The organism is Halomonas citrativorans, assembly GCF_014898005.1.
GTDB classification, from domain to species: Bacteria; Pseudomonadota; Gammaproteobacteria; order Pseudomonadales; family Halomonadaceae; genus Vreelandella; species Vreelandella citrativorans.
Genome location: NZ_JABUYX010000003.1, coordinates 33,789 through 50,105, shown reverse-complemented (window position 1 = coordinate 50,105; position 16,317 = coordinate 33,789). Strand labels below are relative to the sequence as shown.

14 protein-coding genes are annotated in these 16,317 nt (G+C 52.1%); 9 read left to right on the top strand and 5 right to left on the bottom strand.

From position 1 onward, the window contains the following. Positions 1 to 186: 186 nt before the first annotated feature. Positions 187 to 777 carry a putative metalloprotease CJM1_0395 family protein gene (locus INT20_RS05270; RefSeq protein ID WP_193053208.1) on the bottom strand — a complete coding sequence of 197 codons (591 nt, stop codon included), beginning with the start codon at positions 775 to 777 and terminating at the stop codon, positions 187 to 189. Positions 778 to 903: 126 nt separating this feature from the next. On the opposite strand from INT20_RS05270, the gene INT20_RS05265 reads away from it, so the two are divergent. The 4 genes from INT20_RS05265 (at position 904) to INT20_RS05250 (ending at position 5,317) form a co-directional block, all read left to right on the top strand. Next, a complete protein-coding gene (locus INT20_RS05265; protein WP_193053209.1) occupies positions 904 to 1,131 on the top strand; it encodes a DUF2835 family protein in 228 nt (75 codons plus the stop codon). 194 nt (positions 1,132 to 1,325) lie between these two features. Beyond that, positions 1,326 to 1,904, top strand: coding sequence for an antibiotic biosynthesis monooxygenase (locus INT20_RS05260; RefSeq protein ID WP_172117621.1), 579 nt, complete (start codon positions 1,326 to 1,328; stop codon positions 1,902 to 1,904). Positions 1,905 to 2,031: 127 nt separating this feature from the next. Beyond that, complete coding sequence (locus INT20_RS05255) at positions 2,032 to 2,703, top strand: glutathione S-transferase (protein WP_193053210.1); 672 nt, start codon at positions 2,032 to 2,034, stop codon at positions 2,701 to 2,703. Positions 2,704 to 2,710: 7 nt separating this feature from the next. Continuing rightward, positions 2,711 to 5,317, top strand: coding sequence for an EAL domain-containing protein (locus INT20_RS05250; protein WP_226912056.1), 2,607 nt, complete (start codon positions 2,711 to 2,713; stop codon positions 5,315 to 5,317). Positions 5,318 to 5,397: 80 nt separating this feature from the next. Here INT20_RS05250 and nhaD read toward each other — a convergent pair whose 3' ends face one another. Then, on the bottom strand, positions 5,398 to 6,873 hold the full coding sequence (gene nhaD / locus INT20_RS05245; protein WP_193053211.1) for a sodium:proton antiporter NhaD: 1,476 nt from the start codon (positions 6,871 to 6,873) through the stop codon (positions 5,398 to 5,400). Between the two features lie 494 nt (positions 6,874 to 7,367). On the opposite strand from nhaD, the gene INT20_RS05240 reads away from it, so the two are divergent. After that, complete coding sequence (locus INT20_RS05240; RefSeq protein WP_193056526.1) at positions 7,368 to 8,336, top strand: TAXI family TRAP transporter solute-binding subunit; 969 nt, start codon at positions 7,368 to 7,370, stop codon at positions 8,334 to 8,336. Between the two features lie 85 nt (positions 8,337 to 8,421). Next, positions 8,422 to 10,212, top strand: coding sequence for a TRAP transporter permease (locus INT20_RS05235; protein WP_193053213.1), 1,791 nt, complete (start codon positions 8,422 to 8,424; stop codon positions 10,210 to 10,212). A gap of 29 nt (positions 10,213 to 10,241) precedes the next feature. Here INT20_RS05235 and INT20_RS05230 read toward each other — a convergent pair whose 3' ends face one another. From INT20_RS05230 to INT20_RS05220, 3 genes are all read right to left on the bottom strand, one after another. Next, positions 10,242 to 10,787: a hypothetical protein gene (locus INT20_RS05230; protein ID WP_192537987.1), complete on the bottom strand. Its 546-nt coding sequence runs from the start codon at positions 10,785 to 10,787 to the stop codon at positions 10,242 to 10,244. Between the two features lie 60 nt (positions 10,788 to 10,847). After that, the gene (locus INT20_RS05225) at positions 10,848 to 11,807 is read right to left on the bottom strand and encodes a calcium/sodium antiporter (RefSeq protein WP_192537995.1); all 960 of its coding nucleotides are present in this window, start codon (positions 11,805 to 11,807) and stop codon (positions 10,848 to 10,850) included. Between the two features lie 123 nt (positions 11,808 to 11,930). Continuing rightward, positions 11,931 to 12,956, bottom strand: coding sequence for a CNNM domain-containing protein (locus INT20_RS05220; RefSeq protein WP_192537986.1), 1,026 nt, complete (start codon positions 12,954 to 12,956; stop codon positions 11,931 to 11,933). A gap of 366 nt (positions 12,957 to 13,322) precedes the next feature. On the opposite strand from INT20_RS05220, the gene INT20_RS05215 reads away from it, so the two are divergent. From INT20_RS05215 to INT20_RS05205, 3 genes are all read left to right on the top strand, one after another. Next, complete coding sequence (locus tag INT20_RS05215) at positions 13,323 to 14,024, top strand: metal-binding protein ZinT (protein WP_192537985.1); 702 nt, start codon at positions 13,323 to 13,325, stop codon at positions 14,022 to 14,024. Positions 14,025 to 14,173: 149 nt separating this feature from the next. Beyond that, positions 14,174 to 14,572 carry a lysozyme inhibitor LprI family protein gene (locus INT20_RS05210; RefSeq protein ID WP_192537984.1) on the top strand — a complete coding sequence of 133 codons (399 nt, stop codon included), beginning with the start codon at positions 14,174 to 14,176 and terminating at the stop codon, positions 14,570 to 14,572. A gap of 208 nt (positions 14,573 to 14,780) precedes the next feature. Next, the gene (locus tag INT20_RS05205; RefSeq protein ID WP_192537983.1) at positions 14,781 to 16,142 is read left to right on the top strand and encodes a GntP family permease; all 1,362 of its coding nucleotides are present in this window, start codon (positions 14,781 to 14,783) and stop codon (positions 16,140 to 16,142) included. The last annotated feature ends 175 nt before the right edge of the window (positions 16,143 to 16,317 follow it).

Below are 16,317 nucleotides of genomic sequence, written 5' to 3'. Positions count from 1 at the left end.
GGCCTGCACCTTTAACGCACCTACTTACGATTACATCCCACCTTATGGGACGTAAGGTCGCTTTTTAATGAGTTCTCTCCGGGCCGAAAAAAGTAGCCCTAATGCTTGGCTTTTGCGATGGCCGTTACGAGCCGATTGGCAGTCGCTTACACAACTTCCATAAGCACTGCGGCTTCGGGGCAGCGGTTAAGCGGCTTGTCCCGAGTCGGCCGCTTCAGGCTCGTTCTGCTCAGGTTCACTCTGCGCAGATCTTGTGGCGCTCTCTTGCTGGGAAGCCTCAAGGCGGGCTTCCAGCAAGTATTGGCGGGCTTGAGCGGCTACCTGCACGTCTTTTGGCGACGGGTCGGCTGGCGCCAGCGCGGCAGCAATTACCGTCTGCATTTTCTCGATGGTGGCCTGTGGGTCCCCCGGGATAGGGCCGTAATCGATAGGCACTTCACCCGCAACGGCGTACTTCTTTCCATCCGGGCCTATTTCATATTCGTAAGTGGCGCCGCCAGTATAGGCCCCGCCAGTAATCTGGTGAGCCATCTCATGCTGACGAACATTCCGGTCGGTCTGCTTTAACTGCTCAATCAGCTTGATTTCTTCCGGCGCTAGAGGCGTTCCATCGGGGCGCGTAGGGGCAGCCACCTCATTATCTGTTTTGGCCGTTTCGTCTTCGGAGGTGGAAGGCGCTTTTAGCGTGTCCTCGGTGTCGTCAGTCGACGACCCACGATGGGAGGCCGTGGTATATGCTGCCCCAACCGGGGAAAAAGCACTGATGGTCGCATCCATAAGCAGTTACCGCCGTTTGAGTCATTACGTTATTGTACGGTTGCGTTACTATAGCGCATTCGTAAACCAATAGAAGCGTGCAAGGGCATGTCACTTGCTGGATAACCGTTTTTAACTGATACCGCTATGCCGTCCATTGATGTGATTCTCCATCTTAGTCCCGATGAATGCTTGGCCCATTATGAAGGGCGCGTTGCCAACGTGCGTACCCGCAGCGTGGATGGGCGTTGGGTGGTGTTTCCCTCCGACGCTATTCGACGTGTGGTAGGAAAAAACGGTGTTCATGGTGTTTTCCGGCTGGAGTTCTCAGCGCAAGGGCGCTTTATGAGCATCCATCCGCTCTCTTATCGTTAATGCATAGGCTGCACGCTTAGAGTGCTTAACGTCACCTGTTAAATAACCCACATGGCATTGCTATTGTCTATATAATTACGTCATCTCATAAGCGGTATCCCTCGCTTATGCCGTTAACGCGATCAGGCTTATCCGCCGGGTCGTTTACAACCTGCTTACCCAGCATTGGTTGTGGTTATATCAGGAGATATACCATGTCTGCCTCACCTGTCACATTGATGGTAGCTCGGCGCATTGCCAGTGGCCGTTACCATGATTTTAATCGGTGGTTGAACGAAGGTCGCGAGCTAGCGGCTGATTTTCCAGGTTATCTGGGCTCAGGAGTGCTTGCGCCACCCGAGCATCACGATGAATATCAGATTATTTTCCGCTTTAGCAGCAGTGAAACGCTTCATGCATGGGAGCACTCGGCTTCACGTCATGCCTGGCTTGTGCGCGGCAAGGGGCTTTATGATGCGCCTCATGAGCACCGTGCCACGGGGTTGGATGCCTGGTTTCAAACCGGCTCAGGCAGTGTGCCGCCTCGCTGGAAGCAGGCCGTTGCCGTTTGGTTGGCCTTTTTTCCTATCTCGTTACTCTTTCAGTGGGTATTTGGCGGTATGTTGGCCGATTGGGCACTGATCCCGCGCGTGTTAGTGAGCACTCTGATATTAACGCCAGTGATGGTGTTTGTGTTTATTCCACTCTCCACACGGTTACTGTCGCCTTGGCTGCAAGGGAAGTGGTCACCAATGGATAGGTGGATACATGTGCGGCGCATTAATCGAACATAAGGCTTTTTTTACCTGGATATATGTACTCCATGAGGGGCAACGCTGCTACGCTAACTAAGCTTGCAGTAAAAGGACAACTGCTGCAGGCCTAGCGCCTGCGTATTACATCGCCTTCATGGAGTACTTTATGATTCACGTCCATCATTTGGAAAAGTCACGCTCACATAGAATTTTATGGCTTCTCGAAGTGCTTGCGTTGGACTATGACATCCATGTATATCAGCGTGATCGTAAAACTCATCAGGCGCCTGAAGCACTAAAAAACATTCATCCTTTAGGTAAATCCCCAGTCATTATGGATGGCGAGTTAGTGATTGCAGAGTCAGGGGCAATCATTGATTACTTAATACACACCTACGGAAAAGAGCGCTTGCAACCCTCTGCCGATAATATCGCCGACTGGGTTGATTACCGCTATTGGCTACATTATGCCGAAGGCTCTTTAATGCCACTGCTGGTGATGCAACTGGTGTTTAAAAAGATACCCGCACAGTCTCCCTGGTTAATTAAACCGCTCGCTAAAGGCATTGGCGATAAGGTTAGTCAGCAATTTTTAGCGCCTCAGCTTAAACAGCATCTGGGCTTTATCGAAGATCATTTAGCGCGTAAAGAGAACTTTGCAGGAGAGTGGCCAAGCGGGGCCGATATTCAAATGAGCTTTCCTCTTCAGGCCATAGCTGCCACCCAAACGCTGACAACGTATCCCGCCATTATGCGGTTTGTAGCGCGTATTGATGCTGACCCTGCCTGGCAGCGTGTCGTCGAGCGCGCAGGCCCGCTCACTATGCCAGGCGAGTAACAGGACGATGCAGGATAAGGCTGGATACGTTACTCACCCGCTGTGGTTGATGTCAGGACGACTGCTTGCTCGTACACGCAGAGGCGCTATTAAGGCCGCTGCGTTGCTGGGCCTCTGGAGTTTGGCTTTTTCAAGCATGGCCAGCGACACCTTATTGGTGGGCGTTTATAACAATCCGCCAAAAATATTCGTGGATGACCAGGGGCATTTGCGCGGTATTTTGGGTGAGCTGCTTGCAGCGATTGCACAAGAAGAGGGTTGGCAGCTTGAGAGTATTGCCTGCGAATTCCACCACTGTCTTACCCTGCTTGAACAGGGTGATATCGATATATTGCCCGGGACTGCCTGGGGTGAAGAGCGTGGTGAACGTATCGCGTTTCATCGTGAACCGATTATCCAAAGCTGGTCGCAGATTTATCAGCGCGAAAACGAGCGGGTCGAGGCGATTCTTGACCTTGAACAAAAACGCGTCGCCATTGTAGATGGCTCTATTCAACAGAACTACCTGAGCGCCGTGGCAGAACGCTTTGGTGTTGCGGTCACCTGGTTGCCCGTTGATAGCTATGCGGATGCTTTTCAAGCCGTGGCTATGGGGGATGCGGACCTGGCGGTTACCGACCATATCTTCGGAGACTGGCGCGCGCAGGACTATGGGCTATATGAAACGCCCATCATCTTTCAACCTATCCGGCTGTTCTATGCCGGGTCGCCTACTTTGTCGGCAACCATATTGAACCGTATCGACGATGTGCTGCTTGGTTGGAAGCAAAATCCACGTTCAGCCTATTTTAGGATACTGCGCTCCTGGCGTGCCGAAACGCCACCCGATACGATCTCTAGCTGGTTATGGGGCGGGCTTGGCCTGTTAACGGCGCTACTTGCTGTGGCACTAGGCAGTGCATGGTGGCTTAAACGGCGTGTCACGCTAAATAGGGCACAGCTCGATGCTAATGAGGCCATGCTGGCCACTATTCTTAATAACGTGGACGCCTACATCTATATCAAAACACCCTCGTTACATTACCAGTTTGTCAACCAGCGGGTGGTTGAGCTCTTTGGGCTGCCGAAAGAGCAAATTCTGGGTAAGAGCGACGAGGCATTTTTTGATCGCACAACCGCGAATGAAATAGCCCAGATTGACCGCAGTGTGATGGAATCAGGCAAAAAAATAACGCTCGAAGAGAGTAACGTACTACGGCACAACGATAAGGTTCGCACGTTTGTTACTATTAAAATGCCGTTGTCCCTCTCCCCAGGCGAGCCCGCGAGTCTGTGCGGTATTTCCACTGAACTAACCGATTACCTTGAGCTGCAATCGCGTACCAATCATCTGGCGTTTTACGATGCGCTGACAGGCCTGCCTAATCGACGCTTATTGATGGAGTCGTTAAGCGGGAAAATTGAGCAGAAGAATACGCCCCATCTCTATAGCGCACTGCTGACCATTGATCTGGATAACTTTCATCTCGTTAACGATATTCAGGGCCATGAAAGTGGCGACCAGTTGTTAATTGATGTGGCCAAGCAGGTGCGGCCGTTGTTACCGGAAGGGGCTGTGTTGGCCCGCTTTAGTGGGGATGAGTTTGTTGCGCTCCTGGCAAAGCTGGGCGAGCACCAAGCGGATGCTGCGTTAAGCGCTGAACGCACAGCCAAGCAGCTGTTGGACACTATCGCCAAACTGCGTACGGGTCGTTCGCTGCCCGTCAGCGCCAGTATTGGTATTACGCTATTCGATGGCGCTGATCATAGTATGAACAGCGTGCTCCAACAGGCCGATTTGGCACTTCAGCAGGCGAAAGCAGCGGGTGGGAATACGCTGCGCTTTTTTAATCGCAGTATGCAAACACGCTTGATCGAGCGGGCCAACCTTGAGGCCGATTTACACCATGCGCTGGCACGTCATGAGCTGACGTTGCACTATCAAGCTCAGGTGAACCATCAAGGCATTACCACCGGTGTGGAGGCGCTTTTACGCTGGTATCACCCCCAGCGTGGCTGGGTGCCGCCCTCGACCTTTATTCCTCTAGCAGAAGAGAATGGGTTAATTATACCCATTGGTTATTGGGTGCTTCATTCTGCCTGCGAGCAGCTTGCTAAGTGGGCCAACCAGGCCCCTTATGCTGCGCTGACGATTTCCGTTAACGTGAGCTCGGTACAGTTTCAGCAGCCTGAATTTGTACGCAATTTGGAAGGTCTTCTTGCTCAGACCCAAGCGCCACCTGGGCGGCTGGTGTTGGAAGTCACCGAAAGCCTGTTAATGCGAGATCCAACACGCGTGCGCAATACAATGCTCAAATTGCGCGCGCAAGGGGTTCGCTTTGCGATTGATGACTTTGGTACTGGCTACTCGTCGTTAAGCTATCTTAAACGACTGCCCTTGGATGAGCTAAAGATTGACCAGTCGTTTATCCGCGAGCTTTTAACCGATAAAGCGGATGCGGCCATCGTCGATACCACCATCTTGTTGGCAGTGAGTCTTGGGTTAACGGTGGTAGCCGAAGGGGTCGAGAAGCAGGAGCAGTTGGATTGGCTAAAAGGTCATGGCTGTTATCGTTATCAGGGTTACCTGTTTGGCCGCCCGACATCCATTGATCGCTTGTTTGAAAGCTATTAAAAGCTAAACGATAACGCCCTGGATAAGGGCGTTATCTATTGTGGTGAGGAGGTGTGTTAAAAGCAGCGTATCAAGCTGTCTTAAGCGGCGGTAAAGCTTCCTGCATTAAGCCATAAATGAACGGCAATACTGGCGATGTAGCCCAATAGAATAACCGGCGCCCAGCGTAAGTGGCCCATAAAGGTATAAGCGCCGCGTGCTTGGCCCATAACCGCAACGCCAGCTGCTGAACCAATAGAGAGCAGGCTGCCTCCAACACCAGCGGTTAGGGTGATCAATAGCCACTGCCCGTCAGACATTTCAGGCTGCATGGTGAGCACCGCAAACATCACGGGAATGTTATCCACCACAGCGGAGACCACACCCAACACAATGTTCGCCCACGTAGCATCCCAGTTGGTATAAAGCGCCTCGGACAGCAAGCCAAGGTAGCCCATAAAGCCAAGCCCACCTACGCACATCACTACGCCGTAGAAAAACAGCAGTGTGTCCCACTCGGCCCGCGCCACGCGGTTAAATACGTCAAACGGTACCACGCTACCTAACTGCGCCAGTTTCTTGTTATCCCCACGACGACTGTAGCGTTCACGCTTACGCTCCAGCGAACGGGGCAGGCTCTTGCGTAGGTAGAAGCCAAAGAACTGAAGATAACCAAGCCCTGTCATCATGCCAAGCACGGGCGGCAAGTGTAAGAAGGTGTGGCAGATGACGGCGGTTAAAATGGTCAGTAAGAAAAGCACGATAATCCGTCGTGCACCGCGTTTCAGTTGCACATCCTCATACACGCTACCGGGCTTTTGGTCCTTGATAAACAGGCTCATGATCATGGCCGGAATCAGGAAGTTAACCAACGAAGGGAGGAAAAGAGTAAAAAACTCCTGGAATTGAAGAATGCCTGCCTGCCATACCATCAGCGTGGTGATGTCTCCAAATGGGCTAAAGGCGCCCCCCGCGTTGGCGGCGACCACAATATTAATGCACGCCAGGTTAATAAAGCGCTTGTCACCTTCGGCCACCTTGGTGATGACGGCACACATTAGCAGCGCGGTGGTTAAGTTATCGGCAATCGGTGAAAGAATAAATGCCAAGCCGCCGGTCAGCCAGAAAAGCGTGCGATAGTTAAATCCTTTACGCAGCATCCAGGAGCGCAGAGCATCAAATACTCGACGCTCCTCCATGGCGTTGATATACGTCATGGCCACCAGCAGGAACAGCATCAGCTCGGTGAACTCTAAAAGGGTCATGCGAAACGCATATTCTGAGGTTTCTGACATGCCGTTTTGAACATACACCCAGCCGATGAGGCTCCAAATAATACCTGCCGCTATTAGCACTGGCTTTGATTTACGCATATGAATCTTTTCTTCTGCCATCACCAAGGCATATGCCAAAACAAAAATGGCGACAGCAAAAAAACCGATAAAAGATGTCGTTAAATCAATCTCACCTGTCACAGCAAAGGTCGACACGCTATAGAAAAATAGTAAGGGGGCTAACAAAAAAAGCCAGCGACGAGAAAATCTCGGCTGGCCTGGGTCGCAATCCTGCGTCAACATGATGCGTTTATCCTTATTTAAAGGTGGTAGGAAGGGTTAATAAGCGGCGTTAAGTATAACAAATTGCCTGTTTTCTAAATAAAGAATAAAACCGAATAAGGATCGTTTATTAACTCGCTATGGCATCTTTTTTTAGCAAATTACCCATTTAGCTAATAGTAAGTTTGTTGATAAAGTGCGATACATTTTAACAGCGATTAATCTTTATGGTAATAAACCAAAGTTGCAAGCGATAAGCGATGCGGTAAGACGAACGATGAGTGCCATACTCTGTTTGCCATTATTGCCCGTCGGTGCTGCCTATGCATCGAATTCGGGCTGTCTTGATCGGGCTACTCCGTTGAGGCACAGCGTTCCTGCTCGGCGTATTACATGCTAATGTTAGCGGCGCTAGGCGGGGCACTGTGCACGACCTGGCCCGCTGGCGTTTATTATTCTTTCAGCGCGACAAAAAAATCAGGCCGTTGAGGTCGCTGGATACCAGGAATTGACACATGCTCCCCTTTATACGCTCTGCTTTATGCACGCCCTTACTCGTAGCCACCACGCTTTCACTTAGCCTGGCTGCCCAAGCGGAAACCCGCGTTACCTATAAGTCGGCAACGGCGGGAACGGCTTATTATCAGATGGGCGTCGAGTTATCAGAAGCCATTCGCCAAGGCACGGATGACGCTATTATTCTTACCCTGGAGGAGAGCCAAGGCTCGGTGCAAAACGTGATGGAAGTCATGGCGCGCCAGGGTAACTATGTTTTTACCACGCCGCCTGCATTGGTTGACCAGGCCATGGCGGGTGAAGGGCCTTTTGCTGAACGTCAGAACCCACGTTTTCAGGAGATCCGCGGCCTGTTTCCCATTCCAGCGATTACCATGCACTTCATCCTAAGTGAGGATAAAGGTGTCGTGGGTATTGAGGAACTTGAAGATAAGCATATCCTGATTGGCCGGGGCACGTTCGGCGCACGTGAAGCCGCGCGTTACCTGGCGCTGTTTGGATTGGAAGAGAGTGTACAGGTCGCCGATGCTGCCTTGGGTAGCGGCCCCGACGCGTTGAAAAATGGGCAGATTGACGGCTTTGTAACCGCCAGCTCTTACCCAACGCCCAATATTATCGAAGTGGCTGCGGGCATGCCGATTTCGATGGTGAGTCTCACTGACGAGCAGATCGACATGACCGGCGCACCGCGTCAGATAATTCCTCGCGGCACCTACCCAGGTATTGATGAGGACGTACAAACCACGTCGCTGCCGGTCATGGCGTATACCACGTCACAAATGGATGACGAAACCGCGTATACGTTGACCAAAACCTTCTGGGAACGCCGTGACGCCATGGCTGAAGAGACCGCGTGGTGGGGCGGTATTACTCCGGACCAGCTCGACAATATGGCAGGTATGCTGCACCCCGGTGCTCTGCGCTATTACGAGGAAGCCGGCATCGACGTTCCCGAATCGCTGCGTTAATTCTCTCCCAGGCAGTGCCGACGCCACGAGGTCCGCTTCGTGGCGTCGCTATTTGTTGTTGACTCGTTTCTGATAGGCATAGGGCATGACACTTTTTTCAACTTCGACGCTAGACGACGAGGCGCCCGCTGCGCGTGGCTGGGTAGCGCTAGGCACCTTAAGCGTGGTTTTCCACATGGGACTTATCTTTTACGGGTTAACGCCTGCGTTAATTAGTCGACCGCTGCATATGGCATTACTGCTGCCCTGGGTGCTGATATTTATGGCCAAAACGCCTTGGCAGCAGGCGAGCGGCTGGGTGCTGACACTACTGGGTGTGGCGGCCTGTGGCTATATCGCCCTTAACGAAGCATCACTGGCCAACCAGTACGGTTTTATCGATAGCCATCTGCAGATGGGAATTGGGCTTTTTTTGATCGCTCTGGCGCTTGAGGCGGCGCGCCGTGCTATTGGCTGGCCCTTACCGTTGGTTGCGTTGCTCGCTTTGCTGTATGGCGCTTTTGGACAGTATGTTCCTGGCACGTTTGGTCACCCAGGTATTCCCCTGCCAAGCATGGTGGGCTCGCTGACCATTGCCGAAGGCGGGCTGTGGGGATCGCTTACCGGTGTCAGTGTGGGCGTCGTCGCGATTTTCGTTATTTTTGGCGCGGTGCTTAACGCGGGCGAGGCAGGCCAAGGGTTTATGAATCTGGCAAGTGCTGTGGCGGGCCGATTAACCGGTGGCGCGGCGAAAGTCTCGGTGATCTCTTCGGCGCTGATGGGGTCCATTTCCGGGTCGGCCTCCGCCAATGTGGCGTCTACCGGGGCCATTACCATTCCTTCCATGGTGCGTTTGCGTTATCCGAAATCCCTGGCAGGGGCGGTGGAAGCCGTGGCCTCCTCGGGTGGGCAAATCATGCCGCCCTTGATGGGAGCGGGGGCTTTCGTCATGGTGGAGCTCACTGGAACCCCCTACACACAGATTATGGCGGCGGCTGTTTTACCGGCGTTTCTTTACTTTCTAACGGTCTGGATGGGGATTAATGCTTACGCGACTCGGCATGATTTGCAGCCTTTGGATAAAAGCGATCAGCCCAGCCGTAAAGAGGTGCTGATTACCTCGCTATTTTTTGCGGTCCCGTTTGTGTTGCTGCTGGCGTGTATTTTTATCAGCGGATACACCCCTCAGTATGCGGCGAGCATTGCCATTTTCGCCAGTTTGGCCCTGCTGTTTTTTAACGTCACACTGCGTTTTTCTCTTTCCGGTTTTATAACCCGATTTATGCTTGCCATGGTGACCGCTGGGCGGCAGATTGCGATGATTGGCGCGATTATTATTTGCGCCTCGCTGGTGATAGGCGTGCTGTCGCTGACTGGGCTTGGGGTAAAAATTACCTCCGGTATCCTGTCGCTTTCCAACGATATGCTGTGGCCGGCGCTGTTGTTGACGGCACTGGCGTGTTTGATTCTGGGCATGGAAGTCCCCACCACGGCCGCCTATGTCATTTGTGTCTCGGTGGCGGGGCCTGCATTGACATCGCTGGGGCTTGAGCCGTTACTCGCGCACTTGTTTGTCTTCTGGTATGCGCTACTGTCGACGATTACACCGCCGGTGTGTGGTGGTGTCTTTATCGCGGCGGGCATGGTGGGAGAGAACTGGCTTAAGGTAGCGTTGAAGGCCATGGCGCTGGGCATTGGGCTTTATATCATTCCGTTAGCAATGGTCGCTAATCCTGACATGATTCGGCTTGCCTTTGACCCCGCTGGTGCGCTGTTCGATACCGCCAAGGTGGCCATAGGCTTGGGGGCGATCTCCTTTGGCATCATTGCCCATAAAGCGCTCTGGCTGCGCCTGGCGCTTGTGGTGGTGGGCGCGCTGATTATCTTCGCACTCTAGCTTGCCGGGTTCGCCGCTGCCAATACACGCTATAAATGCAGCGGCGAATCCTCATTCAGCGCTTCGGTGGCGTAGATAACCCAGCTATCAATGGCCGGTCCTAGCGAGCGTACCAAGGTTAGCGTATCAGGTGCCTGGGCCAGTGCTTCTTCTGCACAAATACCGGCCTGATAACGACCTTCAATCAATCCATTGGCAACGTCGACGGTTGTCGGTGCCTCAATGATCGTCTTGAACGCGCTTAAATCAGTGTAGTAACGCGTGGCAGGCTGAAGCGCGATATGTTCTGGTTCGGAAGCATCACGACGGGCGAGCAGCGCCAGCGGCTTACTGCCCGCAATAAACGTATCGACTGGAAAGGCGCGATGCATATAGCGACCTACGCAGTCGGCATGGCTGAAGTGGGCCGTACATTGCAGTACATGGGTTAGTTCTCCGGCCAGCAGTGCCTCGAAAGCCGCCTCAAACGTGTCGAAGAAAATGCATTGGCCGCCTTGCGGTGCCCGACGCTTGAGATAGTGCCCAGCAATCAACGCATGATTGTTGCCTTCAGGCCCCAGAGTACCAAGGATCATTGTGCTTCCTTATGCCTTTAATGCCGTTATAGTCGAGCGCAAGCCGTTGTCGTAAAAAGCCTAACTAATCACCGTAAAACTGGCCGCTAAATACGCTATATATCCTACCAGGAGCAATAACCCCTCACCACGTGATAAACGTAGGCCGGTATAGAGGAAAGCAATCAGCAGCGCAGAGGCGCCCAGCATTACCCACTGGTCAAAGGATGCCATGCGCTCAACAAGCGGTAGCGGCTGAAGAGAGGCGGAGATGCCCAGTATGCCGAGTAAATTAAAGATATTGCTGCCCAGAATGTTGCCCACTGCCACATCAGCATGACGCCGCAGCGCCGCGATCACTGATACCGCGAGTTCAGGTAGTGAGGTGCCGATAGCCACGATGGTAAGCCCGATAACCGCTTCTGAAATCCCCAGCGCCTGAGCAATGCCGACGGCGCCATAAAGCAGCAATTGGGAGCCGCCGATCAGTAGAGCCAACCCGCCGATTAAAGCCACCACGATAAACATCGTGCTGCTGGGCAGTTGGGTCACTTCTTCTGCCTCGGCCGTGTGTAGCTCGGCAGAAGGGGAGTGCTGGCCGCTTTCGCTGCGGTAGGCCCATACCAGATAAGCCGCCAGGCTTGCGAGTAGCACCGCTGCATCGAAACGCCCCAGGCTGCCGTTAAACGCTAAAAGAATAAACAGCCCAGTGGCGAGCATCATTACCAACCCATCGCGCTTAAGCGCTTGGGGCTGGGTGGTCAGCGGGCAGATAAGTGCACAAAGGCCCAGAATCAACAGGATATTGCCGATATTGCTGCCGACCACATTGCCAATCGCAATGTCGGGCTGCTGGTTCATGGCGGCATGGATCGAGACCACCAGTTCAGGCGATGAGGTACCAAAGCCGACAATCACCAATCCGGTAAACAGCGGTGATACGCCCAGCCGTTTGGCCCCGGCGACGGCGCCGCGAATCAATCCTTCGCCACCTAGCGTTAAAAGCACAATACCGGCTAATAAACTCAGTCCATAAAGCAGCATAAAGGGCCTCCACCATGTAGCCTAAGCGCTTATTGTTAGTGACTATAAGCGTAAACTCGGTACGTGGCGAGACACATTATTTTTCAGCCATAGGGGGTTAAAATATTCGCTAAGGGTCAGCTAGTGAAGGGGCGTATCGGACGTTACTTGCTTGAGCCAACGCTGCTTTGCATGGTTTCTAAGGTTCTGAATTTTATCCGTTTCATCCACAATATCCTGACCCAAGATCGTTTCGATAACGTCTTCAAGGGTAATAATGCCAAGCCATGTCCCATGTTCATCATGGATCACACGCATATGGTGACGGCTGGTTAGCATGTCGGTAAATACCTGCTCAACGCTTGCGCTATCGGCGATGGTCCCCATTGGGTGCATCAACGTTTGCATGGTTTGGCCTGGCTCGGCGTGATAAACATCAAGCTTGTGTACATAGCCTAACGCCTGCTCGTTTGCATCCATCACAGGGTAGCGCGTAAAAGAGAGCTTGCCGAAGCGATCATCGAAAGCGCTCACCGTCATTTCTGGGGTGACCGTTTCACTGACGGCGCGTGGTGTCATCGCCTTGGTCACCGGAATCTCATGCAGATTAAGGATATTAGTGATCGTGCGTGTTTCATCATTATCCATCACTTTTTCCTCCAGGCCTGCGCGCGCTAATACTTTTATTTCACTGCGCACATCAATGCCTTCATCTGCCTCACCCAGCCGTTGAGTAATCATTTTTGATAGCCAGATAAAGGGCATTAACACCACCATTAAGGTATTCAAAATAGGAGGCAGAAAAGGAGCCAAACGGCGCCAGTAGTTGGCACCTAACGTTTTAGGGATAATTTCTGAAAATACCAGAATGAGAATGGTCATAACTGCCGAGGCGACAGCGACATACACATCCCCAAATACAGCGGCTACCTGAGCGCCTATCCCCGTCGCGCCCGCCGTATTAGCGATAGTGTTAAGCGTTAAAATGGCCGCAAGCGGGCGGTCGATGTTGGCTTTTAATGTATCAAGTGCTTTATGTAATTTAGGACGCTCTTCTTTAAGCTGAGCAATATAGCTTGGTGTAATCGACAGCAATGAGGCTTCAAGTATCGAACAAAGGAAAGAAGCGGAAATAGTTAAAATAACAATGATTGTTAAGAGCACCATATATAATGTCTCGCCAAATAAAGAGAGCGTTAAGCTCTTTATAGTTAAGCTGTTTTGACTGTCAATGAAATGGCGCCGACTTCTAATTTATGTTGTTTTAATAAAAGCTATATAACGCATAACTTCTTCGAAAATGATTTCTACTTCGACCAAGTTTGGCGACTGGTTGACTAGTGATAATTGCTCCGTTGTGCTTGCTGGACCTGGCATGGCCGGTACGATGATGGTCGACCCGCTTGCCGCCAAGAAGCGTTAGGTGCTTTAACGTTTCAGGCCAACATGCTTTGTTTGATTTATGTTATGTTATAGTGTATCTTTTGTGCTGATTTAAGAACCATTCATTCTCTGAAAAAGGAAGTCTGAAAAATGCCATTACTTTCATCAAAAGCACTCAGCGCCTTAGCCATCAGCTTGCTGGCATTGGCGGGTATTCAGCCGGTGGTTGCAGATGACAAGCATGAACACCACGACCATGATCATGGCCACTCTCATGATCATTCGCACGATCACTCTCATGACCACGACCACAACAGCGATATCTACTCCGGACATTTCAGTGATGACCAAGTGGCGGACCGCCCGCTATCCGACTGGGAAGGCGATTGGCAGTCCGTCTATCCCTATTTAGAAGATGGTACGCTGGATGAGGTATTTGCTCATAAAGCCGAGCATGGCGATAAAACGGCTGAAGAGTACAAGGAGTACTACGACACCGGTTACCAAACAGCGGTTGACCGTATCATTATTGAAGGCAATAACATTACCTTCTACGAAAACGGCGAAGAGAGCACGGGCGAGTATCAATACGACGGCTACGAGATTTTAACCTACGACGCAGGCAATCGTGGCGTGCGGTTTATTTTCGAGTTAGAGGGTGAGAGCGCTGAAAATCTTCCTCAGTACATTCAATTCAGCGACCACGCTATCTACCCAACCGACGCGCATCACTTTCACCTTTACTGGGGCAATGATCGCGAAGCACTGCTGGAAGAAGTCTCTCACTGGCCGACCTACTACCCGTCCGATTTAGACGGTAATGAAATCGCTGAAGAAATGACCGCTCATTAAGGTCGAGCCACCTTTTTTATAACTAGTCGACGGGCGCCAGCAGAAATGCTGGCGTTTTGCCGTTATGGGCGCATGAAAAGAGGCTAACCTGTAAGGCAGATAGCGTTCTTGTTACCACGTTGGCTTTATCCACCAGAATAGGTACGACGATGCGACTACTTTCACGATGGGCAGGCATGGGGATTTTGATCCTCAGCGGCTTGGTAAGCGCTAATGAAGAGTGTGTTAGCCCTGAAACCCAAGCGGAAATGACGCAGTGTTCAGCGAAAACGTATCAAGCGGCCGATGATGCGCTTAATGAGGCTTATCAGACATTGATTGGAAGGCTTGATAGTAATGCTTTATCGCTTGAAAAGCTCAGAGTGGCCCAGCGCAAGTGGATTGATTTTCGTGACGCCGAATGTGCGTTCGAGAGTAGCGCGGTCGAAGGGGGAAGCGCCCAGCCCATAGTACGTAATAGCTGCCTTGAAGCGCTCACCAAAGCACGTACGCAAAGCCTGCAAGAGCATGCCAGCTGCGAAGAGGGCGACCTTAGCTGTGTAAGGTAAGTAAGTGCCAAGGCGGTTGTTCGATACGGAAAAGCACCTCGGCTGAGGGGGGGTAAATAGCGGTTGTTGAGGTATATCGTTCTCTGCGACAGCCTACTCCTCTCCTTATTGTGTACGCCCTCGCGCCGCTTCGGGTACATTGTGCTGGCTTGCTTAGGTAAGCAGGGATATGCGTCACGTTGAATAAACAACTGCTTAGGGGAATATCATGGGGCTGGTTTTAATATTACTCATAGTGGTGGGGCTCATTGTACTTGCCACCAGCAAGTGGAAAATACATCCCTTCCTGGCGCTGCTGGGCGCGGCCTTTATCGCTGCCTTTGCGTATCGGTTACCCATAGATACGGTCGTCAGTACGATCACCTCAGGATTTGGCGGAATTCTGGGCTATATAGGCCTCGTAATCGTGTTGGGAACTATCATCGGAGTGATTCTGGAGAAAAGCGGGGCGGCTATTACCATGGCCGATTTCATTATTGCCCGGCTAGGGGACCGCTTTCCTACGCTTACGATGTCGATAATTGGCTATATTGTCTCGATCCCGGTCTTTTGCGATTCCGGATTTATCATTCTCAATTCGCTCAAGGAGTCGCTGGCTAAAAAGCTGCATACCTCGTCGATTACGATGAGCGTAGCGCTGGCTACCGGCCTTTATGCCACGCACACCTTTGTGCCTCCAACGCCGGGTCCTATTGCAGCGGCAGGCAACTTGGGACTTGAGTCTAACCTTGGATTAGTCATTGCTGCGGGTATTCCCATTGCTGCGGTCGCCGCCATTGCGGGTATGTTTTGGGCGAAGCGCTTTGCGCATACGGCTCCCGACCTGCACGACATGTCTCAGAAGCCAGATGAGCAGTGGCAAGACTGGGAAACGCTTAAAGCCAGTTATGGCCGCTTGCCCAAGCCTATGGCAGCGTTTGCCCCTATCGCCGTGCCTATTTTACTCATTTGTATCGGAACGATTGCCCGCCTACCGGCAGCACCGGTTGGCGAAGGTACGGCAATGGAAGTACTCAGCCTGCTTGGCCAACCGTTAACGGCTTTGCTGATTGGTCTACTGCTTTCCTGCGCGCTGTTAAAAAGCGATGACAAGGTCGCGGAGTTCAGCGAGCGTATTAGCGAAGGTATCCTGGCAGCGGCGCCGATTTTGCTGATTACCGGTGCCGGTGGTGCCTTTGGTGCCGTGCTCAGCGCTTCGCCGCTGGGCGATTACTTGGGCAGTACGCTATCAACGCTGGGTATCGGTATTTTGATGCCGTTTATCGTCGCGGCCGGGCTGAAAACAGCCCAGGGCTCTTCAACCGTTGCGCTCGTGACGACATCTGCATTAGTAGCCCCAATGCTCGACTCGCTAGGCTTGGGGAGCGATATCGGCCGTACACTCACGGTGATGGCCATCGGGGGAGGCGCCATGACGGTCTCGCATGCCAATGATAGTTTCTTCTGGGTCGTCTCGCGCTTTAGCCGTATGAGCGTAGGGTTAGCCTACCGGGCACAGACGATGGCGACGCTCGTTCAGGGTGTTACTGCAATGCTCCTGGTTTACGGACTATCGTTGATACTGTTGTAAGTAGCAGCGACTGTTTTATATCTGCGTTGCCCTTGGCTACACGTAACCTTGTGGTCAGGGGCTAATGTCGATACGAGGTGATTGGGCAGCTACGTCTAACACGTGTTAAATATTTATTGGGAGTTTTTGTATATTCCAGATACAAAAAAAGCACCGCTAGGTGCTTGATTTGTAG